Below are 25,176 nucleotides of genomic sequence, written 5' to 3' on the forward strand. Positions count from 1 at the left end.
ACTTTTATGAAAGAAACGACTTTTTATATATTAACCAGCCACATGAAAAAAGCTGCTATTGGAGCCATAGTCAAATTATCGTTTAACCAATCACCAAACCCCTCCACAACAGTTGCCGAAAGTGCACCCGCAACCAAGCTCATATAACTAATTGGTAAATCGAGCAAATTCATGTAAACAACTCCTGATACAAAAGAAATGAAAAAACATGCTAAACTCCCTTCCACGGACTTCCCTTTCAACCATTGATGTTTACCCCTCTTTTTTCCTACCAACACAGCCCAAGAGTCTCCCAGTACTAACATCACAATAGAGATCAAAGAATATGGAACAGGGAACAATCCCGCAATAGCTGAACCCATAAGAAAATAACTTGTTCCCGAAATCTTATGAGCTTCTTCACTTTTTCCAACGGGTTTAAAAATTTTCTTCAAAAATTCATTTATACTCTTTGAATATTTTCTTATTAATTCAAGAGAAAGTGCTATTAAACCAGCAATTACAACAATATAACTAAAAACTACAGGACCCCAGAGAGGGTAAGCAAGTGCTGGAAACAAAAAGCCCATATAACGCCAGAGCTTTCTTCTAACAAAATTCTCTTTTAAAGGCTCTTTTACCTCTTGGAAAGCATTTTTCAAATTCTCCCAACCTTTAATAAAAAGACAAGCCACCAAAATAATAGTCAAAATAATACCCAATAAATCCATAGTACCTCTCAGATATCCTATCAAAATAACAAAAGGCCATAAAAATGACAAAACAAACATTATCCCCTTACCAAAAGTAAGCCATAATGTTCCAGCTAATATACCAAAAGCTGCAGACTCTAATGGAAACAAAATAACAAAAGATCCCACAGAGGCTGCTACCCCAACACCACCTTTACCCTTCAGCCAAATAGACCAAGAATGACCTATTATTGCAACTAAAGCAAGTAATGGCCACCAACTCTTACCTATACCAAGCGTAAAACCAATTAAAATAGCCAAAACCCCTTTGGTAGAATCTCCTGTGAAAGACAATACACCTGCTACAGGTCCGGCTATTTTCCAAGCGTTAGTTGTGCCAACATTTTTAGTTCCTTCTTTTCTAATATCCTTTCCTGAAAAAATTTTTGCAAAAATATAACTCCATGGTATCGAACCAATAAGATAACTTGTAACCAAAGAGATTAACAATTTCATACCACTCACCTCTTATTTTTAATTATACTCTAGTTTTTCAAATCCTTAGAAAAAATGAGAAAAATTAATCTAATCAAAAATATTTGCATTTAATCGGAGTACATTGACTATGATCAAGTAAAATCAAGATTGACTTTTTGTTTATTTTAATTTAAAATGGATACGAATAAATTCGATTTTAGAATGAATTAATTAAAGGAGCTAAAAAACATGCCAGTTAAAATTTCTTTTATAGGAGCAGGTAGTGTCAGGTACACAGTAAAATTAGTAGGAGATTTAGCAAAAACAAAGGAATTAAATGGAAGTTTAATCTCTTTCATGGACATAGACGAAGAACGGTTAAATGCTGTAGATAACCTTGCTAAAAGATACACAGAAGAAATAGGTGGAAATCTTAAATTTGAGAAGACTACCAACCGTGAAGAATCTTTAAAAGATGCAGACTTTGTTATAAACACGGCATTATACAGAGCACCAGGTCATGAAGATGGTTATGTAAGTTATGAAATCATGAGAGATGTTGCAGAAAAATATGGTTACTACAGAGGAATAGATAGTCAAGAGTTCAACATGGTATCGGATTATTATACATTCACAAACTACAACCATCTGAAATTATCACTCGATATAGCCAAATCGATTGAAAAAATATGTCCGAATGCATGGCTTATACAAACTGCTAACCCCGTTTTTGAAATTACACAATTGATTAAAAGGCTGACCAACGTAAAAGTAGTGGGCTTTTGTCATGGCATTGGAGGTATCCACGAAGTTCTAAAAACTTTAGGATTAGAAGAAAAAGAAACTGATTGGCAGGTAGCTGGTGTAAACCATGGAATATGGCTGAACAGATTTCTATACAAAGGCGAAGATGGCTACCAAATCTTAGATAAATGGATAAAAGAAGAATCAAACAATTGGGAACCAAAAGATCCTTGGGATACACATTTAGCTCCTGCAGTTATCGATATGTACAAATTCTATGGATTGTTACCCATAGGAGACACAACTAGAAACAGCACTTGGAAACATCATAATAGTTTACAAGCAAAAAAGAAATGGTATGGAAAGTTTGGGGCAATAGACAACGAAGTTGAAAGGCCGAAGTTCTATGAAGAACTACGTCAAATAAAAAGATTGATAATTCAAGTTTCGAAAGATCCAAGTATCAAAATAACAGAACACTGGCCTGAAGAGTTCCCAAAGGAAAAAATGAGTGGTGAACAACAGATACCTTTTATAAACGCTTTAACTAACGATGTTGAAGCAAGGTTGTTCTTGAATGTTTTGAATAATGGAACGATAAAAAACATTCCTAACGATGTAGTTGTAGAAGTGCCTGTAAAAGTTAACAAAAATGGAATATTCCCTGAAAAGATACAGCCAGATCTACCAGAAAAGATTAAAAATTACTATATAATCCCCAGAATCACAAGAATGGAAATGGCATTAGAAGCCTTTATAACGGGAGATAGAAAGATCTTAGAAGAAGTTTTAGTAAGAGATCCAAGAACCAAAAATTATGACGATATCCCTAAATTGTGGGATGAGATATTCGATTTACCATTCAACAAGGAAATGAAGGAGCATTATAGAAGTTAAAAAACGAGTTTAAACGAGGGAGGTGATTTATAAACCGTCCAAAAAGATTCAATATTTGTCGAAGATGATACCAGGTATTCTGATTCTTGGAGACTGGAAAAAACCAAATTACAGGAGGTGTTTGTGGTGAAAAAGTTGTTTATTGTTACGTTAGCTTTGGTGATGGTGTTTTCGGTAACTATCTTTCCTTTACAAAAACAAGGTGACAAAATCATTTTGATGGCCTCTGACGATCATGCATGGGGTTATCCAACGGTAGAAGGTTTAGATGTTATGGCAAAACTAGTTAATATGTGGACTGGCGGAAGGATTGAAATAAAAATCTATCCAAGTGCTGTTTTAGGATCTGAAAAAGAAACTATCGAACAAACACAAATGGGTATAATAGACATAAACAGAACTTCTATTTCTCCTTTAACTTCGCTATACGATAAGCTAAACGTTTTAGCATTACCCTACTTATATAGAGATAGAGACCATATGTGGAATGTTTTAAACGGCGACATTGGTCAGAGCATTCTTGAAGAATTACAACAAGTAGGTTTGGTAGGATTAGCTTACATGGACTCCGGTGCAAGAAGCTTTTATGCTAAAAAGCCCATATATTCACCGGATGATATGAAAGGTATGGTAATTAGAGTTCAAAAAAGTGAATTAATGATGGATGTAGTGAGGGCATTGGGAGCAAAGCCTACCCCAATGGCTTTTGAAGAAGTATATACAGCTTTACAAACTGGGGTTATAGATGGGGCAGAAAATAATCCTCCTAGTTATTTAGAAACACATCATTATGAAGTGGCTCGTTATTTTTCGTTAGATGAGCACTCCATGGTACCAGAAATGATTTTTATGAGTAAGGTCACTTGGGATCAATTATCAGAACAAGACAGACAAATTATAAAAATGGCTGCTCAAGCAGCTCAAGAAGCAGAAATTAAACTCTGGCTTGATCAAGAAAAAGCTGCTTTGAAAGAGGTACAAGATGCAGGAGTGACGATTATTCATCCAGAAAAACAGCCTTTTATAGATGCTATGGAGGATGTTTATAAAAAATATGGTGCAAAATATTCTGATCTCATTGAACAAATCCAATCGATAGAATGAGTTTCCTTTTAGAGAAGGGGAAACTCTCCCCTTCTCTTAATAATTTTAAAGGTAGCATTAACTTCCCAACACAAGGAGGAAACGAAAATGCATAGATTTTTCGAGAGGGTTGACAAAATCTTTTTTGCCTTATTGGGTGCCGCACTACTTTTTAATGTTGCTATCACATTTTCACAAGTGATTGCTAGATATATTTTTAATTCTCCTTTGTTTTGGCAGGAGGAAATGTCAGGTGTAACAATGATTTATTTAGTGGTTATAGGAACTACATGGGGAATCAGGAAATCTATTCATATTTCGATTTCAATAGTCTCTAACTTTTTATTTAAGAAAGCCCCTATAATACCAGATATATTGGAAATTTTAGCATATATTGCTTACTCCATTCTAGCAATCATTTATGGATTCCAACTTGCAGATTTAACAAAATTTCAAACATTGCCTACCCTTGGAATAAAGCAATCTTACATTTATGGAGTTATCCCTATTAGTGGATTTATAATGTTTTATTTTGTATTTGAAAGAATATTTGCATTGTGGAAAAGCAAAAAAGAGGGGGATAAAATATGAATGCTGCTATTATACTTATTGTAAGTTTCTTAGTAATGATTTTTTTGAGAATACCTATATCTTTTTCTCTATTATTTTCCTCTTTTTTAACTGTATTTTATTTGGGTCTCCCTCCAATGATTGTATTGCAAAGAATGGCCGACCCTCTTGATAACATTTCTTTGATGGCTATCCCTTTTTTCATTTTAGCTGGACAGATAATGACTGAATCAGGAATAGCAAAAAGATTAGTCGATTTTGCCAATCTTTTGGTTGGAAGAATACGCGGGGGATTAGCTTTTGCGAATATTGTTGCATCAATGTTTTTTGGCGGGATGTCAGGATCTTCTGTGGCCGATACAGCCTCAATTGGTTCTATTTTAATACCAGAAATGGAAGAACATGGTTATGAGAAAGACTATTCTATCGCAGTTACTGTTACCTCTTCAACTGAAGGTTTAGTAATACCTCCTAGTCACAACGCAATAATCTACGCTCAAGCCGCTGGCGGGGTTTCTATAGCGAGTTTATTCCTCGCTGGTGCAATACCAGGAATTATGATAGGTTTAGGCTTGATGATACCTGCTTACATTATAGCAGTAAAAAAAGGCTATCCTAAAGGGAATCCACCAAAAGGAAAAGCCGCTTTAAAAATCGCTTTAGATTCTATTTGGGGTCTGATGACTATTGTCATAATTCTTGGAGGCGTTTTGTCAGGAATATTTACGGCAACAGAAGCCTCAGTAATTGCTGTAGTATATGCTTTATTAGTTGCTACTCTTGTATATAAAGAATTAACAGTACCAAAATTTCTCAAAATTATGAGAGAAACTTTAGAAACTACTATAGCCGTTCTTTTTTTAATTGGGGCAGCTTCAGCTTTTGGTTGGCTATTAGCCTATCTAAATATTCCAGAATTGGTTGCAAATACAATCTTAAATATCTCCTCCAATAAGTACATTATTTTACTGATAATAAACGCTGTTTTGTTATTGTTAGGGATGATTATGGATATGGCACCTTTGATAGTTATAACTACTCCAATATTCTTACCCCTGGTAGTGGATTTAGGTATTAGTCCAATACACTTTGGAATAATTTTGATGGTAAACTTGGGAATAGGATTATGTACCCCTCCTGTCGGGAACACTTTATTTGTTGGAACTGTAGTCGGAAAGTCAACTATCGAAAATGTTTTCAAAGCGATGTGGCCGTTTTATCTTGCCATGATTGGAATATTGTTACTAGTAACGTATGTCCCGTTTTTTGCGGAATGGTTACCATCTCTAACCTCATTCTAGAAAATGAAGGCAGATTGAAATGAGCAATAAAGTAAGATTTGGTTTAATAGGCACTGGAAGTGTGGCAAAAGTTCATGCTAAAGCTTTACAAAGTTTAGAAGCTGGCCAATTAGTAGCAATCTCTACAAGAAAGAAAAGAAAAGGAGAAATTTTTGCAAAAGAGTTTAATTGTGATTATTACACTGATTACAGAGAGCTCCTAGAAAAAAGTGATATAGACGTAGTATGTGTTACTCTTCCAAGTGGATTACATGCGGATATTGGAATAGAAGCTGCAAAATGCGGAAAACATGTAGTAGTTGAAAAGCCTATAGATATAACCCTTAAAAAAGCAGATGCATTGATAAATGAGTGTGAAAGACAACATGTTCAGTTAAGTGTGATTTTTCAAAGGAGATTTTCAGATGCGATAATAAAATTAAAAAAATCCATAGAAAAAGACAATTTTGGACAATTGAATTTTGGCGCAGCTCATACTAAATGGTATAGAAGCCAAGATTACTTTAACGATAGTAATTGGCATGGAACATGGCAATTAGATGGAGGCGGTGCATTAATTAACCAGTCAATACACTATGTTGATCTCCTGCGTTACACTATGGGAGAAATTGAAGAGGTTTTTGCTTTTTCCGCCACAAGGATGCATGATATTGAAGTAGAAGATGTTTTAACTGGGACAGTTAAGTTCAAAAATGGGGCACTTGGACTTATTGAAGCCAACACAGCTGCTTATCCAGGATTGTATTCCAGATTGGATGTTTATGGTGAAAAAGGATTAGTGGTAATTGTCGACGAAAAAATAGACACTTGGAAAACGGACCAATACACCTTTGAAAGAAAAGAAAGCGAAAAGCAAAAAAATGGACAAAGCTCTCCAGAAATCGATTATTATTTACATCAAAGGCAGTTAAAAAATATAATTGAAAGTATTTTAGAAAATAAAAAACCTATGGTCACTGGAATAGATGCCAGAAATACCTTATCAGTAGTATTAGCGTTATATGAATCATCAAGAACCAAGAGACCTCAGAAGGTTGATATTATATAGAATTAAGATGTATAAAATTTAATAGACAGTTATCCTTGTGGATGGTTGAAGTCTTTTGCTCTTCTTTACGGGCGGCTGCGGGTCTAGGGGGCGCTACATATAATGTTTTAGAATTTCCAAAGACAGCATAAAAATTAAATTAGAGGAGGTTAGAAAAATGTCTTTTTTAGACGAAAATTATTTACTACAAAACAACACTTCGAAGATGTTGTATAATTCAATTAAAGATCTCCCTATCTTAGATGCTCACAATCACGGGGATGTGGAAGAGATCGTTGAGGATAAAGGTTGGGATGACATCTGGCAAATCGAAGGCGAGACAGATCATTATGTTTGGGAATTAATGAGAAAAAGAGGAGTCCCCGAAGAAAAAATAACCGGAAATGCTTCAAATAAGGAAAAGTGGATGGCATTGGCTGAAGTTTTCCCTGGGTTCGTTGGCAATCCTACCTATGAATGGATACACCTCGATTTAAATAGAAGGTTTAAAATAGAGGACACCATTTCAAAGTATACTGCTGAAAAGATATGGCAAGATACTTCTTTTTTACTAAAAAGCGAAAGCATGAAACCTCAACGATTATTAAAAGAAATGAACGTAGAAATAATGTGTACAACAAATGATCCGACAGAGGATCTCTCATATCATGAAAAAGCTAAAGATATTGGGGGAATAAAGATTCTTCCCACTTGGAGACCAGACAAAGCTATGAACATTGAAAAAGAAAATTGGAAAGAATTTGTAGAAAAGCTAGGAGAAATAACAAAAGAAAATGTCGAACGCTTTGAAGAGTTCTTAAATGCTCTTTACAAGACTCACAAAAAATTTGAAGAACTTGGTGGAGTGTCGAGCGATCATGGGATATTTGAACCCGTTTCATACCCAGTTGAAAAAGAAAGAGTACAAGAAGTATATGAAAAAGCACTTTCAAAAAAAGAGTTAACTAAAAAAGAAATTTCAGACTTCAAATCCCTTTTGTTTTATGAATTTGGTAAGATGAATGCTGAGAGTAATTGGGTTATGCAATTACATATTGGTGCTATGCGAGATTATAGAGACAAGTTATATAATACTTTGGGGCCAGACACTGGGGGGGATATTTCAACCAGCAACGTTGACTTGGCAAATGGCTTAAGATACTTTTTAAACCAATTTGATGAAAAATTGAAAGTTGTTTTGTACTGTTTGGATCCGTCACTATTTCCAACCGTTGCCTCCATAGCAAGGGCTTTCCCAAACGTTAGTCTAGGAGCGCCTTGGTGGTTCAACGACAGCCCTTTTGGAATGGAGATGTATTTAAAATATATAGCTACTGTAGACCTTCTTAGCGACTTAGCAGGTTGGGTAACAGATTCAAGAAAGTTAATCTCCTATGGTTCACGAACGGAGATGTTCAGAAGAGAGTTATCTAATGTGGTTGGTGAAATGGTAGAAAAAGGTCAAATACCTATCAGGGAAGCATTTGATTTGGTGAGAGATATTAGTTATTTCAGACCAAAAAGGTTATTCTTTGAAAAAATTTAGATAAAAATTATTGAACCCGGAGGTACTATTTGATGAAAAAAGCATCCTTGTCTTCTTTAAAAGAAAACAACGCGGCACTTATTTTCCACTCATTAAGAGTTAAAGGCCCTATGACGAGAGCTGAAATCGCAAGAGAAACACGCCTCATGCCTTCAACTGTGAGTTATATAACGAATCTTTTAATTCATAAAAAGGTATTGAAAGAAGTTGGAAGTGAGGATGTTTCTCGTGTTGGGAAAAAGGGTATTTTGCTTGATATAAACTACGATGAATTCTTGTTTATTGGATATGACGTGGGCTCTGCATATTCAAGGGTTATTGTCTCGAACGGTAAAGGGGATATCTTATATTCCAAAAGATTCGTATCGGAGAAGAACGACAAATTGTTGAAACAGATTTATGAAAATATAAAAATGGTAAAAAAAGAATTCAACATAATCGGCATAGGGATGGCTTTTCCTGGTTATATAGATCCCGAAAAAGGAGAGGTTATCAGATCTCACAATATTGATATATCCAACTTTGAAGTTAAAAAGGTGATGAAAAAAGAATTCAACCTACCTGCTTACGTGGACCACAACACAATAATGATGGCGCGAAGCTTAATTTCTAACAATTCCCACAAAGAGAAAGATTTTTGTGTAATCAACATCGGTCCAGGTATAGGAGTAGGAATAGTAAGTAACGGAAAAATATTGAGAGGATATAAGAACGCTGCAGGGGAGTTAGGTCACGTTACGGTTAACCCCGAAGGCAGAAAGTGTAACTGCGGTAAAAAAGGTTGTTTGGAAACAGAAAGCTCAAGTAAAGCGATTGTTAGAAATTACGAAGAAATATCCGGGAAAAATTTAGAGTGTGAAGGAAGTTGTGAATCTGAATTAGTATATGAACTAGCCAAAAAAGGTGATGAAAATGCGATAAAAGCTTTTGAAAGAGCAGGAAAATATTTAGGAATTGGCATTGCTACTTTAGTCAATATTTTAAATCCAGAAAAGGTCTATATAGCAGGTGGGGTGTCAAACGGGTGGGAATTTCTTAAAGACAGCACAGAACAAAGTTACAACCAGAATATATTTTACGCAAACAAAGATGTGACCGTTGAAGTTTCTTCGATAGGGGAATACCTAACAGCTTGTGGAGCTGCGACTTATGCCTTTGAAAAATATGTAAGAGAAGAATTAATACCATGAGGAGGAAAATATAAATGTTTACAATTTTACCGAAGAAAGGTATTTCTTTGGGTCTTGGAGATAGAATAGGAATTGCTACCCACGGCCATATAAAGGTTGCAAAAAAATACAACTTCTTTCCTGTTTTCGCACAACAAAGCATTAGGGAATTAAACTTTACAGGAAGAACGTTCAGTGACGTGCGAAAAGACGTACTAAATGCACTCATTGAAGAAAATTATGTTGGAAACAGTGGATTTGATGGAGATCATTTGAAAAGCGATGAGGAGATTCAATATGCTTTAGATTCGGGTATTACAATGTTGACTTTGGATTGTTCAGAACATATGAATAATAAAGATTCTTCTATAAAAGAACGCATATTTGATCAATTTTATAACAAAAGCTTTTTTGTAAACGATATGCCCATAGAATATTCAAATAAAAACGAGTTGAATAAAATCGTTTCAATTTATGCCGGTGTTATCGAAAGAGTCATAGATGTATGGAACAAATTCCCGAAAGTAAATAAAAAAGAGGTAACTTTTGAAGTTTCAGTTGACGAGACAGATGTTCCAACAGACGAAAAAACACATTTTTTGATCTCTAAATATATCTACGACGAAGGAGTAAAAATAGATACCCTAGCCCCGCGGTTCCCTGGGGAGTTTCAAAAAGCTATTGACTATATAGGAAACCTACAAGAGTTTAAAAAGTCTCTTATCAAACAAGACAAAATAGCCAAATACTTTGGATACAGGCTTTCCATTCATTCTGGTAGTGATAAATTCTCTATTTATCCCATAATAGGTGAAGTTACTCAAGGTAATTACCACCTAAAAACATCTGGAACCAGCTATCTCGAAGCTATTAAGATTGTAGCTCAAAAAGATCCTGAATTCTTCAAAAAAATCTGGAAAACATGTCTTGATAAAAGAGAAGAGATGGATAAATACTACCATCTTTCCTGTGATCCATTCTCTGTTCCAAAAGATCTATCCCCAACAGAGTACCTACAAAACCCAGATGCAAGGCAAACGCTGCACGTTTCATATATGTTTGTTTTGAACCCTCAATACGATTTCAGAGAAAAGTTTTTTGAGATCCTTACAAAATACCAAAATGAATACCATCGAAACGTTGCGAACCATATAGAAAAACATGTTAAAGAACTTAAAATTGAAGAAAAAAAATAAAAACAGAAAAACTCAGAAAACAGGAGCATTTATTAGCTAAACTTAAATAATTGCTAATAAATGCTCCTAATTGCTTATAATCGGATTTGACAAGTAGGCGTTATTTTATTATAATTTTTTTGATTTGAAAATAAGAAAGTTGCTTTCTTAATAAGAAAACAATAAGAGAGGAAGGAGAAAATATGTTTGAAGGAATATTTACATCTTTAATTACGCCTTTCAACAATGAGAATAAAGTTGATTTATTTAGACTAGAGAATTTATTGTCTTTCTTAAAAGAAAAAGTACATGGCTTTTTTATTCTAGGGACTTATGGCTCAACAGCGTTGTTAAACGAAGTAGAAAAAAAACAAATTATCGATAAAGTAGTAGAAAACAAATTGAACAAACCAGTAATTGTTCACGTGGGATCAAGTAATCCTAATACATCTTTAGAACTTGCAAAATACGCTCAAAACAAGGGAGTAGATGCCGTGGCTTTTGTTCCTCCGTATTTTTATAATTACCAAGAAGAGGAAGTTATTTCATACTTTCAAAAAATAGTAAAAGAAATTACTATTCCCGTTTTTGTATATCTCAATCCCCCTAGAGTTGGATATAATCTTTCTGTATCTTGTGTAGAACAATTGGTAAGAATAGGAGTGTACGGTATTAAAGATACTACCAATAATTTAAATTATTTTTATGATTTATGTTCTACCGTTGATTTGGAAAAATTTAATTATCTAAATGGTTCGGAATTGTATCTAAATCCGACGATGCTTCATGGAGGGAAAGGCGCAATTTCTGCTATGTCTAATGCCTTTCCAGAGTATGTTGTCGATGTTTATAACGCTATAAAAAATGCCAATATGGAGGATTACAAAGAAAAAATGAATTATTTATTTGCTTACAGAAAAATTAGGAAATTAGGGCAGGGCATTCCAATAATTCATGCTATTTTGAATTTAAATGGCATTAATGTGGGACGTCCAAGGTTTCCATTCATATATGATGAAAATTTTCTTATAAAAGTAAAAAATGCTTTGGAAGGGCAAAAAATATTGAAGAGTTAAAGAGTAAATAATTTAATTAATAGATCTACCAAAAATTATATAACCTTTCAAAACTTAGACACTTTAGAAATAAAATGATAGACAAAAATAAGATTTTAATTTTAAAAGCGCTACAGATGGTTTGCCAGACTAAGAAAAACTAAAAGATGTTTTTAGCATCTCAAAAGACACTAAAACTATTTGTAACCAGGAGGTTATAATCAATATGATTGATTTGGTAACTTTAGGGGAAACGATGGTTTTATTTGTACCTGTAGAAACGGGGTCTATTAAGTATGTATATCAATTCAATAAACAAATTGGTGGAGCAGAGTCCAATGTTGCGATTGGTCTTTCAAGATTAGGAATAAAAACTGGTTGGATAAGCAAATTAGGGAAAGATGGGTTCGGAGATTATATTGAGTCATTTATTAGAGGTGAAGGGGTTGATGTTTCTCAAGTTAAAAGAGATGAGCAGCACCCCACGGGCGTTTTTTTTAAAGAACGGAGAGAATTAGGAGAAAGCAAAGTATATTATTACAGAAAGGGCTCTGCTGCAAGTTTTATAAATGAAAATGATTTAGATGAGAATTACATCTCTCAAGCAAAGTATTTACATTTGACTGGTATTACACCGGGATTAAGTGAATCTTGTTGTGAGGCAGTGTATAAAGCTATAGAAATAGCAAAAAAACATGATCTAAAAATCATCTTTGATCCCAACATTAGATTAAAGGTTTGGAATAATAAAGACAAAATGATAAATATTTTGTTGGATTTAATTAAAAAATCGGACATAGTACTTCCTGGTCTAAGTGAGGCAAAAATATTAATTAATGAAGATGATAAAGATAAAATTCTAGATAGATTTTTAAATCTGGGACCAGAAATTGTTGTTTTAAAAATGGGAGAAAAAGGTGCCTATTTGGGAACAAAGGATAAAAGAGTTTTGGTTCCAGGATTCCAAGTACCAAAAATAATAGATCCTATAGGTGCGGGGGATGCCTTTGCTGCTGGATTTATAACTGGTCTTACAAAGCGTTATGAATTAGAAGAATCTGTAAAATTAGGAAATGCCTGTGGGGCCTTTGCTTTAACGGTTAAAGGAGATGTAGAAAGCTTACCAAGCTGGGATGAATTAAAAGAATTTGTCGGAAATAGTCCAGAGTTAAATAGATAACTTTCTTAATAAATAAAAGGTGTGGATAAATATGGTGAAAATAGTTAATTATGATATCTTTTTCGAACAACCAAGATGGATGTTTTTAAAACTTGAAACTGATGATGGGTTAATTGGATGGGTAGAACCAATTGTAGAAGGCAGAGCAAAAACAGTAGCCCAAGCAGTTATAGAATTAATGGAAAAATATGTATTAAAGTATGAGAATATCGATAATATTGAAAACATTTGACAACTATTATTACCCATTTCAGAAATAGGCAAAAGTAAAGAATAACTAAAGGTAAAGTAAGTGTGACGAAAAAGAACTAAAATATTGGATAATTATCCACTCCAAGTAGACGAAATCGCAGTATAGTTGAGAAGAGTCACCGAATAATGACAATTGTATGACCTCCTTACGAGATAATAAAAATGTGGTATCAAATAAATTATATAGTGAGGAGGTAAACATCAAATATTGAAGGTATTAAAATTAGTTACAATGCATGTTTTATAGTTTCTAAAGAGATTTTTCAACTTAATTTGAGGAGGTGTCAGTATGAAGAAGTTATTGGTTATATTCTTAGTGTTAACTATTGTTGTTAGCATTTTTTCTCTGGATTACCCCCGTAAAACTGTTTCCATTATTTGCCCATGGGGAGCGGGTGGAGGAACAGACAGATTGGCAAGATTTTTAGCTGATGAATTATCTAAAGAGTTTGGAGTACCCTTTGTTGTTGTGAACCAAACCGGCGGCAGTGGTGCAGTTGGTCATGCTGCTGGGGCGTATGCAAATCCTGATGGATACACCCTAACTTTGGTAACCCTGGAAATAGCTAGTATGCATTGGATGGGTCTTACTCCTTTAACTTATGAAGATTTCGACTATATAGCTCAAGTTAATTTTGATCCTGCAGGCTTGATTGTTAAAGGGGACTCAGAATGGAATAGTACTGTGGAATTATTGGTTGATGTAGCCATGAATCCAGGAAAGTATCTGTTTTCAGGTTCAGGTGTAGGATCAGTTTGGGACCTTGCAAGAATCGGAATGTTTAATGCTGTTGGAATACCTCCCGATTACACAACTTGGATACCAACTACAGGAGCTGCTGCTGCTGTCGTAGAATTGTTAGGCGGTCATGTGGATGCTATCACTTCCAGTATTCCTGAAGTCTGGCCACAGATGGCATCTGGTGACCTTAAAGCTTTAGCAATTATGGCAGATGAAAGAGATCCGAGGTACTCAAATATTCCAACATTAAAAGAGATAGGAATTGATTGGTCGGCAGGAACATGGCGTGGAATTGCTGTACCTAAGGGAACACCACCAGAGATAAAAGACTTGCTAGAAGAAAAAATTATAAAAATAGCCCAATCTCAAGATTTTAAAGATTTCATGGATAAAAATGGTTTTGGTATTAAAATTCGTGGTTCTCAGGAATTTACAGAGTATGTTGCTGAGCAAGACAAAGTTTGGAGAGAGATACTCCAAATCGGGGGGTATTTGCCAGAATAGTCTCTTTTCTCCCCGACACTTACTTGTCGGGGAGATTGTTTAAAAATACTTGTCAATTTTAGAGAGGTGCTAAAAGATGAACTATAAAAATATTGTATATGGTAGCATCTTGAGTTTATTATCAATCATTGTTATTTTAATAAGTTTAGAATTCCCTAGTTATGTAGTAAGAGGTCAAGAATTGCCTGGTCCGAGTTTTTTTCCGCAAGTAATAAGTATTTTTCTTATAGTAATAGGAATTTATGAAATAATCGTAGGCATTCTTCGGACTTTTAAATTAAAAAAGTTGAATGAAGAAGGTCTAAAAAAAGAAGAAGAGGTTAGAAAAACTGTAGTTACAAAGAAAGGATTATTTAATATAACTGTTGTCATTGCTGGAATAATTTTATTTGTTCCATTTATTAATCTTGTTGGATTTAAATTGGGGCTCTTTATTTTTTCAACTATTTTGATGACTACCTTTGGTGTGCGTTTATTAAGAGCACTGATTTATTCAGGTATCGTGACGGTAATTATTATCTTGATCTTTGAGTACCTTTTCAAAATACCTTTTCCCGAAGGGATCCTTTTTTCATTTTAAAACAGGAGTGATTTGAATGGAAAATGTTTTGCAAGTATTTCAACCCGACGTCTTATTTCCAATGTTGATTGCTATGTTTTTTGGAATCTTTGTAGGAGGTATACCAGGCCTCACCGCAACAATGGCCGTAGCTTTAATAATTCCTATAACTTATTATATGAGCCCTTTAGCGGCGTTGGCAATGGTTGTGGGAGTTACCTTTACGTCTATATTTGCAGGTGATATTCCAGCTACTAACTTAAGAATACCAGGTACTCCTTCATCAGGAGCTGCAGTTTTAGATGGTCATGAGATGGCTAAAAAAGGAAAAGGTAGCTTAGCCTTATCACTTGATTTGTTTTGTTCAGCCATAGGAGGTCTTATTGGCGTTTTGATTTTAATAACAGTTTCTTCACCTTTAGCCAAGCTAGCTCTTCAATTTACTAACTATGAATACTTTTGGTTGGGAATTTTTGGCTTAAGCATGAGCGCTGTACTCAGTTCAGGAAATGTAATAAAGGGCTTATCGTCAGCTTTATTGGGCGTATTGATTTCAACTATTGGCATAGACATTACAACTGGCTATCCAAGATTCACTTTTGGGAATATTGAATTGATGGGGGGAATTGAATTTATACCTGCGATGATTGGACTATTTGGGATTTCAGAGGTTCTAAAAAATATTGAACGAGGAAGTTCAGGTTTAGGTGTCCCAACTATAAAAGAAAAGATGGGTGTACCTATTCTTGAAGCTTTAAAAATAATTATAAAAAAACCGTTTGTTATAATAAAATCAGCAATAATTGGTACTTTTATAGGTGCACTACCCGGTGCCGGAGCTGATATTGGAGCTTGGGTCGCGTATGGCACAGAAAAGAAAACTTCAAAAAAATCAAAAGAGTTTGGAACGGGTATTGTCGATGGAGTAATAGCTCCTACATCTGCAAATAATGCAGCATTAGGAGGGACATGGATACCTGCATTGGTATTTGGGATTCCAGGAGATAGCATAACTGCCATTGTACTCGGTGCATTCCTTATGTTTGGAATACAACCCGGGCCTCTTATATTTGAACAAAGCGGAGACATTGTAACTGGTTTATTTACACTAGCAATAATTGCCAACATTTTCTTGATATTTGTTGGTTATCTAGGAATTAGAGCTTACTCACAGATCCTAAAAATGAATACTTCAATTGTTATGGCAATTGTAGTAATTTTCTCCATGATTGGGTCTTATGCTATAAGAAATAGTTTTTTCGACATATACGTGATGCTGCTTTTTGGAGTCGTAGGTTATCTGTTTGAAAAAATAAATGTCCCAACTCCGCCGATGATACTTGGCATTATTCTAGGTCCAATGATAGAAGATAATCTAAGAGTTGGATTAACAAAAACAGGCGGGGATATGACACTCTTTTTCACAAGACCTATTTCTTTGGTTTTCGTAATTCTTATTACATTGACTTTTTTGGGTGGACCAATTTCTAAACTAATTGGAAAAATCTTTGGAGGTGATGAAAACAAATGAAACCTTTTATCGTTAAGAACCTTTTTGAAAAAGATAACAAGAAACCTTATGAAATACCAATTTCAAGGAATAGTTTTGGGAAATTTGTCCAATTGTCAAATATGGAAACAGAAGCTGAAAAACATAAAAAGTGGACTGATGTGTATATAGTTCTTGATGGTGAAGCCGATTTAACCGTTGGAGAGGACTTATTGAATTCAAAAGAGATCGAAGATGGTGAGTTTAGGGGTGGAGAAATTACTAAACCAATAACAACAAAGTTGAGAAAAGGTTCTATCGCTATTATAACTCATAATTTTCCTCATAAGCTTAAAACATATGATGTTTTTGCTCAGTTAGTTATCAAAATAAAAGATAATTAATTAAGGTGCTTGTCAAATAAATATAGTATAATATTTGGAAAAAAGATATAAAAGTAGGTGAAAATATATTCAAACTATCAGAAAAGTTCTGGAGGTATTAGATTATATAGTCTATGCACCAAAACCAGTTAATGTAACAGAAATTGCAAGAGAGTTTGATATGTCTATATCTAATGCTTACAAGTATTTAGACGACTTGTACAAAGGGGGCCTGCTGTCAAAGAATAGCGATAAGTCATATTTCCCGAGTTTTAAACTTGTGGAGTATGGGAGTATTATTTTAAAAAAAATAAATCTAAGGGAGATTGCACATCCCCATTTAGTTAATTTAATGGTAAAAACAGGTCAAACAGTTCATTTGGCTATTAAAGAAGGATATGAAGGAATATATATTGAAAAGATAGAAGGTCCTAATTCTTTACCAATGATGTCAAGGATCGGAATGAAGATAAATCTTTATGCAACAGCATTTGGAAAAGCTATTTTGGCTCATTTACCTGAAGAAGAGATAGAAGAATATCTAGAAAGTGTGGAGTTGAAAAAAAGGGGTAAAAACACAATTACTGATCCCAACAAATTGAAAAATGAACTTAAGAAAATAAGAGAAAGAGGATACTCAATAGATAACGAAGAAAATGAAATTGGGATCTTTTGTATAGGAGCTCCTATATTTAACTACGATAAAAAAGTGATAGGCGGTGTAAGTATTTCGATGAGTGCCGCTAGGGCAGAAGGGGAGAAAGTAGATGAATACATCCGCTATGTTATGGAATGTGCCAAAAATATTTCAAAGTTGTTGGGATATAAAGGTTAGAGATTTTTATGGTACTTCCCTAAAAGGTTCAACGATAATGGTTTCATAATTTTTATACAACCACATTCCTGGTTTTGCTCCTTTTGGTTTCCATACGTTTTTCCTTTGAGTGTAATCAACCGCTACATTGGAGGACATTTTTGCTTTAGAAAATGTTGCAGCAATTCTTGCTGCGTAATCTATTACTTCTTCTGGTATTTCTTTACCAGAAGATTTTATTATTGTATGAGAGCTGGGGATTTCATGTGTATGTAGCCAGATATCGGCCTGTGCTGCTGATCTTGTTAATTCATCGTTTTGTTTGTTGTTTTTCCCAACTAGTATTTCAAAGCCTTTGTAATTAAATTTCCTAAAAGTTGTTTTTACTTTTCTTTCCCTTTTAGATTTTTTGTTTTCACTTAACAGCCCTATATCTTTCATCTCTTCTTTAATCTCTATTAAGGTTTCAATATCTTCTGCAGAAGATATTGTTTCAAATAACTGATTAAAATATTCAAGCTCGTTATTCACTTTTTTTATTCTTTTTTTAGCATATTCGACTTTTGACTTTGTCCTTTTTATATTTTTATACAGTTTTCCCAAGTTTTGCGTTGGGGATAAAAGGGGATCTATCTCGATTGTAACTTCCTCACCGGTATTCCAATCGTTTACCGTAAAGTATCTTTCACCTTTTTTTATTTTGTAGAGATAAGCTTGAAGAAGCTCTCCCTTTTTTTCTAAATCTTTTAGATTTTTTTCTTCATTTAAATCTTGTAATATTTGTTCTTTGGTCTTTTCTAGTCTGTCGATTTCACTTTTTACCCTTTTTTCTAAATCTCTTTTTATTTCCAATAATCGTGATTGATTAGCCCTTTCTTGAAAGACTTTGAGCAGTGCCTCTGATGGTTTTAATTCCTCATATTTAAAATTATTGGGAGTAATTGCAGAGAAATCATATGTGTTCCCCTCTTTGAAGTAAAAAAGATAAGGTTTTTTAAGATCTTTTATAGCTCTTTGGATACCTATTTCTTGCAAAAAAGCTATTGATTTTTTAGAAAACCCCATCAATCTATCATAATCAATATTTTCAATGTTTTCTATATTTTCTTCCAATATATTTGTTTGAGAATCATCGTAGTAAGGCAGGTATTTAACTCCTGGAATTATAGGTCTAAATTCTTCATAAACCCTTTTTAAAGATTCTTCTACTTTATTATCTTCGTTAACGAGTATTAAGTTAGAATTTCTTCCCATTAATTCGAAAAATAGCTTATATTCTCTCATTGCAGAAGTTTCTTGATCGTAACTTTCAATTTCAAAGTAACCTATCCTGTCTAAACCTAACTGTTCAACATCTACCACTCTTCCGTTTCTTGTCTTTTTTCGTAAAAACTGTGCAAAGTTCGCTGGTTGTATGGGTACGTTTGGTTTTTGAGAAAGTAAAATAACATAGGAAGGGCTTATTAAAGAAAGAAGCACAAAACTTTGAGAAAATTGTATTAACACTTGGGATTTGATAGGTTGATAAATATTTTTAATTCTATCTCCCAAAATGTTGTTTTTTATTTCTTTTAAAACTTTATGCAATACCAAACCATCAAAAGGCAAATAAACCACCTCTTTTATAATGAAAATATAGAGCCCATTAAGAACACAAAAGAGGCAAAAGGATTTCTGCCTCTTTTGTGTTTTGTACAAATTTTATGAAATTAAAATTCTACGCCGCTGAGCCTTTCTTTCCTTTATCCATAAAACCAACTATCAAAGAAATAATACCAACGATGATGTCTATCCAAGCATGCCAGTTTGGCATGGTTGCAACACTAAAACCTGCAATAGCCATTAGCACAAGGTAAATTCCAACGACTATCAACCATGTTTTAGACATAATACCCCCTCCTTTGTACTTAACTTTAGACAAAATTAGACGATAGACTAAGTGAAACACTGCTGAAAAAAGTTGAACAAATTTATCGGCTTAAACACTATTGATATGATAGAAAATATATATTACGAATATTATAACTTTAGAATAATTTTTGTTTAACTAGGAAATTATTATACTATAGCAGTTTACTAATTTGTGATATAATATCGAAAGTAAGAATTATTGAAAGTCAAAATAAACGTTAAAATTCCCACTCATTATAGCTAGGAGGTTCACATTTGAAAAAAAACACTAAAGTTCGATTATTGTTATTATTACTCATCTTGTCTGGGATTTATTCTTTGGCCTTTGCTGATATCCTAATTTTAAATTCATATAATCCGGGTTTGTCATGGTCAGATAGGGAATTAGAAGGTATATATTCAATTTTAGAAGATGAAGAAAGTATAAATATATATGTTGAATATCTTGATAGCAAAAGGTTTGGCGATGATAATAGTTTAAACATATTCAAAGAGTACTTTGAAAAAAAATTTAGTAATTTTACTTTTGATGTCGTTATCGCTCTGGATAATAACGCCTTTGATTTTGTTTTATCAAATTATGAATCACTTTTTTTGGGAACCCCTATAGTGCATGCCGGGATCAATTACTATCAAGAGTACGATTTGAGTAAATTGAACTTTGTAAGTGGGATTGTAGAGATTCATGATATAAAAGAAACCTTAGAATTAGCTCTAAATCTTCATCCAAATACAGAGAATGTTTATGTGATTGTTGATAATCAGACTAAAACAGGAAAACTTTTCAAGCAAGAAGTGGAAGAAAATGTAATACCTGAATTTGAGGATATTAATTTTATCTTTTTAAATGATTCATTGGTTCAAATAAAACAAGAGCTTGATACACCTTTGCAAAACTCAATAGTACTTCTTTTGGCTTTTAGTAAAGATATTTATGGAAATTTTTATGATTATACCGAAGTTGAAGAATATATGGGACAATTTAATAAGCTTCCTATTTATACTACCTCAAGTGTGTATATGGGCAATAATGTTGTAGGAGGGAAAATCACCAGTGCATACGATCAAGGACTTAAAGCTGGAGAAATAGCAAAAGACTTATTAAATGGAGCCAATATCAAAGAGTTGCCAAGAATTTACTTCCCTGATAATAAATACGTTTTTAATTTTCCTGCATTGGAAAGATTTGGTATTTCAATCAAGAACCTACCAGTAGATTCAACAATCCAGAACAAACCTCTTTCTTTCTATGAAAATTACCCTGTGTTTTTTTGGATAGTAATGATTCTAATACCTTTTTTCATTGTATTTATATATGTTCTAAGAGAAGAAAATTTAAAACTTCACTCTCTTTTGAAGGAATTAAATGAGGTAAAGGAAGAGGCTCAAAGGTATAATGAGGAACTTACCACAGCAAATGAACAATTAACTTCCTACAACGAAGAGTTAATATCACAAAATGAGGAAATAGAAAGTAATTATCAGGAGATAGAACAACTGAATAATAAAATGATTAATCTGTTAGAAATTATCTACGAAGTAGGAGATGAAAAGGTAAAAGCAGAAGATTTCTTTCAGAAATTTTTAAATACTTTAATCATTGAAATTCCAGAAGCTGACTATGGTAGTGTTTCTATAATAGAAGAAGACAGTTGGAGATTTTTAGCTGCTTTGGGTCATGATATTAATGGTTTAAAAAGTTTAAACCTCAAAAAAAGTTACGCCTTTTTGGCTGAAGAATCTACGGTAATTGATGACATACTTTCATTGGATGAAGAAAAGATGCCTAAAGATGTAGCCAATTTAATGTACAAATTTACCAAACCAATAAAATTCTGTCTACTGAAAACAATAAAAATAGACGAAGATAGATATTTGAATATTTCCCTTGATATTAAAAAAGATAGCGATGAAAAGTTTTCTGAACAATCCGTTAGATTTTTTGATTCCTTATTAAATCTGGCAAAAATGTTTTTTGTCAATAGAATAAGAACACAAGATGTAAAAAATGCTTATGCAACCTTTTCTAGCAAACTTTCTATATTAGCAGAATCACACGATGAAAACAGCAAGAAACATATTTTCCGTGTAAGTGAATTATCTGCATTTTTTGCCGAAAAATTAGGGTTACCCAAAGAACAAGTTGAAAAGATAAGAGACTTTTCTCCCCTTCACGATGTGGGGAAACTTTTTGTTCCTGCCGAGATTCTTAATAAACCGGGTAAACTAAACGAAAAAGAATGGGAAGAAATCAAAAAACATCCGCTATATGCTGATAATTTGTTGGAAGGCTCATATTTCGAAACAGCAAGAAAAATTGCCCTTTACCATCATGAACATTACGATGGAAGTGGGTATCCTTTTAGATTAAGGGGTGAGCAGATTCCCATTGAAGCCCAGATTGTTGAATTAGTAGATGTATACGATGCCTTAAGATCAAAGAGAAGTTATAAAGAAGCTTTCTCACATAGGGAAGCGGTTGAAATATTGTTACATGGGGATAACAGGACAAAACCAGAACATTTTAATCCAAAACTGTTGGAAATATTGAAAAGATATGAGAGAGAAATAGAAGAACTATATAAAAAATACGAAGAGTAGGAAATGATTCTTAATCGGAGGTGTTTGAATGGAAAATTCACAAATCGACTCAAAAACAAAAAAACATTTATTAAATTTCCAAAAGAACGAGATAACCGAACATATGATTTATACAAAGTTATCTAAATCAACTAAAGATACCAAAAATAAAAAAGTCTTAGAAAGCATAGCAAGCGAAGAATTAAAACACCACGATTTTTGGAAAAGTTATACGAACGAAGATGTAAAACCTAATTACATAAAAATTATATTTTTTTTCATTCTTTCTAAAATACTTGGATTAACCTTCAGTTTGAAGCTTATGGAAAATGGTGAAGAAAAGGCTCAAATCTCTTACCAAGATGTTTCCAGTGTAGTCCCCCAAGCAAAACAGATTGAAGCAGAAGAAGATAAGCATGAACGTGAACTTTTAGAAATGATAGAAGAAGAAAGATTAAATTATGTGGGATCGATTGTGTTGGGTTTAAACGATGCATTAGTCGAATTGACTGGTGCATTAGCAGGTTTGACCTTTGCCCTTCAAAACGGAGTAGTAATTGCTACATCTGGATTAATAACGGGGATAGCTGCATCATTGTCAATGGCGGCATCCGAGTATCTATCAAAAAGAGCCGAAAACGATGAAAGAGCATTAAAGTCAGCAGCTTACACGGGAATTGCATATATAATTACGGTATTTTTTTTAATTTTTCCCTATTGGATAATGCCTAATAATTATTTTTTAAGTTTAATTATAACTTTACTAATAGCTGTTATAATAATATTGATTTTCAATTTTTATATCTCTGTAGCCAAAGATCTAAATTTCAAAAGTAGATTTCTTGAAATGGCAGGGATAAGTTTAGGGGTTGCGGGATTAACCTTTTTTATAGGGTTTATTGTGAGAATTACATTGGGCGTTTCAATTTAACTCCATACATATTTCAAAGGGGGAGTTTGCGTTGAAAAGAATCAGCACCAAGATTATTTTATCTTCTGCCTTGTTAGTGATTGCAGTGGTAACCGTTATAAGTCTTGTATCAATTTTCAGATCCACTGCTCTTTTAGAAGAATATTCACTAAGTGGGGTGGAAAATTTAACTTCGAGCGTTGCATCTGATCTGGGGTCACAAACAAGTATTATTGAAATAGTCGTGGATAATTATAGTGGCTCTGCTTTTTTGGGATTTGATCCTTTTATAGCGAGTTTTTCAAATGCGGAAGTGATAAGGTTTTTGGATAGAGCTAAGGATGTACCCAAAAATTTTTCCCAAAAAATAGAAGGTAACTCAACCTCCTTCATCGTTTTCAATCCTGATATGTTAAGGACAAAAGAATTGTATTCTCTTTACTACATTGAAAACGAAGATAAAAGTTTAGAAAACGAATATATAGAACTAGACGAAACTTTTAAACCCGAAAATAAAAAATATCAGTGGTTTTTTGAAGCAAGAGACAAAGGTGAAGGTGTTTGGACAGATATATACTTTGATGAATATTTACAGACAGACGTAATTACTTATTCTGTTCCTTATTTTGATCCAGAAGAAGGGACTTTTGTTGGTGTTGCAGGGATGAGTTTTCCTTTGGAATATTTTGCCAACTCGATTCAAAAAGATTTAGGATATGAAAAAGCATACGCATACTTAGTGGATGATAATTTTAATGTAATTTACCATCCTCTTTATGAATCTGGAACGAGTATAGAAGAAGAAATAACAGATTATATAGAAACCATAAGATCCCATACACAAGGGACTTTTTTAGAAAGATCAAATGGCGAAGTTTTTTTAACCAGTTATTCAAAACTACCTAATAACTGGATTTTGTTATTAAATTTACCTCAAAGCGAAATATACAGTGAAATAAATAGTTTAACGCTGCTTATAATCCTAATAACAGTTGTAGGAGTAGTTATAGCAATAGTAGTTGCTTACTTTGTTGGAAAAGGTATCTCAAAACCAATAATAGATTTTTCAAACGTTTTATTAAAATTTGGAGAAGGGAATTTGGATGTAGAGTTTGAAAGTAAGTCCAAAGATGAAGTAGGAGAAATGGCTCAATCATTTAGTAAAATGCGAGATAACTTAAAGGAAACGATTGAAAGCATTAAAGATGTCTCTTACAAAGTCGAAACATCTTCAAGGGAATTAAAAGAAGCCTCGCAAAAATTCGAAAAGTCATCAGAAGAAGTTCTTGAAGAAGCAAAAAATATAGAGTCAATTTCGGAAGATAGTGCCTCATCGGTTGAAGAGATCACATCCGGTATTGAAGAAATTGCCTCTTCAGCACAAAGTTTATCTTCTGCTGCACAAGAGTTATCCAATTCAGCTGAAATGACACAAAGCCAAGCTAACAAAGGGATGGAAAGTATTCACAATATAGTAAAGAAAATAGAGGTTGGTGTGGAGGAATCCAAAGAAGCAGAAGAAAATGTTTCAAAACTTTTGGAAAAAGCAGAAAATATTGGAAATATTATTCAAACTATAAATTCCATCACTGAACAGACGAACCTGTTAGCACTGAACGCAGCGATAGAAGCAGCAAGAGCAGGAGAAGCGGGAAGAGGATTTGCCGTTGTAGCAGATGAAATAAGAAAATTAGCAGAAGAAAGTGGTAAAGCAACCGATGAAATCGCCAACATTTTAGAGGATCTAAAAAAAAGTACCAACAACGTCAACGATGTAACCAACAAAACAGTTAATACTATTGCAGAAATCAACGAAGAAGCCAACAAGGTTCGAGAACAATTTGAAAGCATATTAGGTGAGATAAACGGGATGATTTCGGGGGTTGAAAACGTCACTGCCAGTTCGCAAGAGCAAAGTGCCAGTACGCAAGAAATGAGTTCTTCAATGGAAAGAATAGCTAGAACGGTAAATGAAACCAGCGATAAAATAAAAGAAATTAAGATGCTGATGCAAAGTCAATCTGAAAACGCTGGATCACTTAACGAAAGAGCTGAAGAATTAGAAAAACTTTCTCAAAATCTAAATTCAGCTATTTCAAAATTCAAATTGAGTAGTGAATAATAGGGAGGAAACAGA

22 protein-coding genes are annotated in these 25,176 nt (G+C 33.6%); 19 read left to right on the plus strand and 3 right to left on the minus strand.

The genetic code is table 11. From position 1 onward, the window contains the following. Positions 1 to 23: 23 nt before the first annotated feature. Positions 24 to 1,187 carry a glycerol-3-phosphate acyltransferase gene (locus AA80_RS03700; RefSeq protein ID WP_103876473.1) on the minus strand — a complete coding sequence of 388 codons (1,164 nt, stop codon included), beginning with the start codon at positions 1,185 to 1,187 and terminating at the stop codon, positions 24 to 26. Between the two features lie 210 nt (positions 1,188 to 1,397). On the opposite strand from AA80_RS03700, the gene aglA reads away from it, so the two are divergent. The 16 genes from aglA (at position 1,398) to AA80_RS03780 (ending at position 17,659) form a co-directional block, all read left to right on the plus strand. Then, a complete protein-coding gene (aglA, locus tag AA80_RS03705) occupies positions 1,398 to 2,789 on the plus strand; it encodes an alpha-glucosidase AglA (RefSeq protein WP_103876474.1) in 1,392 nt (463 codons plus the stop codon). 126 nt (positions 2,790 to 2,915) lie between these two features. Beyond that, positions 2,916 to 3,893, plus strand: coding sequence for a TRAP transporter substrate-binding protein (locus AA80_RS03710; protein WP_103876475.1), 978 nt, complete (start codon positions 2,916 to 2,918; stop codon positions 3,891 to 3,893). 87 nt (positions 3,894 to 3,980) lie between these two features. After that, positions 3,981 to 4,463 carry a TRAP transporter small permease gene (locus AA80_RS03715; protein WP_103876476.1) on the plus strand — a complete coding sequence of 161 codons (483 nt, stop codon included), beginning with the start codon at positions 3,981 to 3,983 and terminating at the stop codon, positions 4,461 to 4,463. Beyond that, positions 4,460 to 5,743: a TRAP transporter large permease gene (locus AA80_RS03720; protein WP_103876477.1), complete on the plus strand. Its 1,284-nt coding sequence runs from the start codon at positions 4,460 to 4,462 to the stop codon at positions 5,741 to 5,743. The genes AA80_RS03715 and AA80_RS03720 overlap by 4 nt, the downstream gene beginning before the upstream one ends. A gap of 19 nt (positions 5,744 to 5,762) precedes the next feature. Continuing rightward, positions 5,763 to 6,791, plus strand: coding sequence for a Gfo/Idh/MocA family protein (locus AA80_RS03725; RefSeq protein ID WP_103876478.1), 1,029 nt, complete (start codon positions 5,763 to 5,765; stop codon positions 6,789 to 6,791). A gap of 157 nt (positions 6,792 to 6,948) precedes the next feature. Beyond that, positions 6,949 to 8,316, plus strand: a complete 1,368-nt coding sequence (gene uxaC / locus AA80_RS03730) for a glucuronate isomerase (RefSeq protein WP_103876479.1) — start codon at positions 6,949 to 6,951, stop codon at positions 8,314 to 8,316. Positions 8,317 to 8,348: 32 nt separating this feature from the next. Further along, the gene (locus tag AA80_RS03735) at positions 8,349 to 9,506 is read left to right on the plus strand and encodes an ROK family transcriptional regulator (RefSeq protein ID WP_103876480.1); all 1,158 of its coding nucleotides are present in this window, start codon (positions 8,349 to 8,351) and stop codon (positions 9,504 to 9,506) included. Positions 9,507 to 9,520: 14 nt separating this feature from the next. After that, positions 9,521 to 10,681, plus strand: coding sequence for a tagaturonate epimerase family protein (locus AA80_RS03740; protein WP_103876481.1), 1,161 nt, complete (start codon positions 9,521 to 9,523; stop codon positions 10,679 to 10,681). Between the two features lie 182 nt (positions 10,682 to 10,863). Continuing rightward, entirely contained in the window at positions 10,864 to 11,736 is an 873-nt protein-coding gene (locus tag AA80_RS03745) for a dihydrodipicolinate synthase family protein (RefSeq protein ID WP_103876482.1), read from the plus strand. Positions 11,737 to 11,941: 205 nt separating this feature from the next. Further along, positions 11,942 to 12,895, plus strand: coding sequence for a sugar kinase (locus AA80_RS03750; protein WP_103876483.1), 954 nt, complete (start codon positions 11,942 to 11,944; stop codon positions 12,893 to 12,895). 31 nt (positions 12,896 to 12,926) lie between these two features. Continuing rightward, the gene (locus AA80_RS03755) at positions 12,927 to 13,127 is read left to right on the plus strand and encodes a hypothetical protein (protein ID WP_103876484.1); all 201 of its coding nucleotides are present in this window, start codon (positions 12,927 to 12,929) and stop codon (positions 13,125 to 13,127) included. 309 nt (positions 13,128 to 13,436) lie between these two features. Further along, entirely contained in the window at positions 13,437 to 14,393 is a 957-nt protein-coding gene (locus AA80_RS03760) for a tripartite tricarboxylate transporter substrate binding protein (RefSeq protein ID WP_103876485.1), read from the plus strand. Between the two features lie 76 nt (positions 14,394 to 14,469). Next, positions 14,470 to 14,973 (plus strand): tripartite tricarboxylate transporter TctB family protein, encoded by a 504-nt coding sequence (locus tag AA80_RS03765; RefSeq protein ID WP_103876486.1) that lies wholly within the window; start codon positions 14,470 to 14,472, stop codon positions 14,971 to 14,973. A gap of 16 nt (positions 14,974 to 14,989) precedes the next feature. Continuing rightward, the gene (locus AA80_RS03770; protein WP_103876487.1) at positions 14,990 to 16,483 is read left to right on the plus strand and encodes a tripartite tricarboxylate transporter permease; all 1,494 of its coding nucleotides are present in this window, start codon (positions 14,990 to 14,992) and stop codon (positions 16,481 to 16,483) included. After that, a complete protein-coding gene (locus AA80_RS03775; RefSeq protein ID WP_103876488.1) occupies positions 16,480 to 16,845 on the plus strand; it encodes a hypothetical protein in 366 nt (121 codons plus the stop codon). The genes AA80_RS03770 and AA80_RS03775 overlap by 4 nt, the downstream gene beginning before the upstream one ends. An 88-nt stretch (positions 16,846 to 16,933) precedes the next feature. Then, the gene (locus AA80_RS03780) at positions 16,934 to 17,659 is read left to right on the plus strand and encodes an IclR family transcriptional regulator (RefSeq protein ID WP_279585875.1); all 726 of its coding nucleotides are present in this window, start codon (positions 16,934 to 16,936) and stop codon (positions 17,657 to 17,659) included. Between the two features lie 6 nt (positions 17,660 to 17,665). On the opposite strand, the gene AA80_RS03785 is transcribed toward AA80_RS03780, so the two are convergent. Next, positions 17,666 to 19,246 (minus strand): Rqc2 family fibronectin-binding protein, encoded by a 1,581-nt coding sequence (locus AA80_RS03785; protein ID WP_166667737.1) that lies wholly within the window; start codon positions 19,244 to 19,246, stop codon positions 17,666 to 17,668. Positions 19,247 to 19,355: 109 nt separating this feature from the next. After that, a complete protein-coding gene (locus AA80_RS09985; protein WP_158248376.1) occupies positions 19,356 to 19,526 on the minus strand; it encodes a hypothetical protein in 171 nt (56 codons plus the stop codon). A 278-nt stretch (positions 19,527 to 19,804) separates the two neighbouring features. Here AA80_RS09985 and AA80_RS03790 point away from each other — a divergent pair, with 278 nt between their 5' ends. Genes AA80_RS03790 through AA80_RS03800 form a run of 3 tightly spaced genes read left to right on the plus strand, consistent with a single transcriptional unit; the run spans position 19,805 to position 25,161 of the window. Beyond that, positions 19,805 to 22,150, plus strand: coding sequence for an ABC transporter substrate binding protein (locus AA80_RS03790; RefSeq protein ID WP_103876491.1), 2,346 nt, complete (start codon positions 19,805 to 19,807; stop codon positions 22,148 to 22,150). Positions 22,151 to 22,178: 28 nt separating this feature from the next. Continuing rightward, the gene (locus AA80_RS03795) at positions 22,179 to 23,060 is read left to right on the plus strand and encodes a VIT1/CCC1 transporter family protein (RefSeq protein WP_103876492.1); all 882 of its coding nucleotides are present in this window, start codon (positions 22,179 to 22,181) and stop codon (positions 23,058 to 23,060) included. 31 nt (positions 23,061 to 23,091) lie between these two features. Continuing rightward, complete coding sequence (locus tag AA80_RS03800; RefSeq protein WP_103876493.1) at positions 23,092 to 25,161, plus strand: methyl-accepting chemotaxis protein; 2,070 nt, start codon at positions 23,092 to 23,094, stop codon at positions 25,159 to 25,161. Positions 25,162 to 25,176: the final 15 nt, after the last annotated feature.

This window comes from Petrotoga sibirica DSM 13575 (genome assembly GCF_002924625.1).
GTDB classification, from domain to species: Bacteria; Thermotogota; Thermotogae; order Petrotogales; family Petrotogaceae; genus Petrotoga; species Petrotoga sibirica.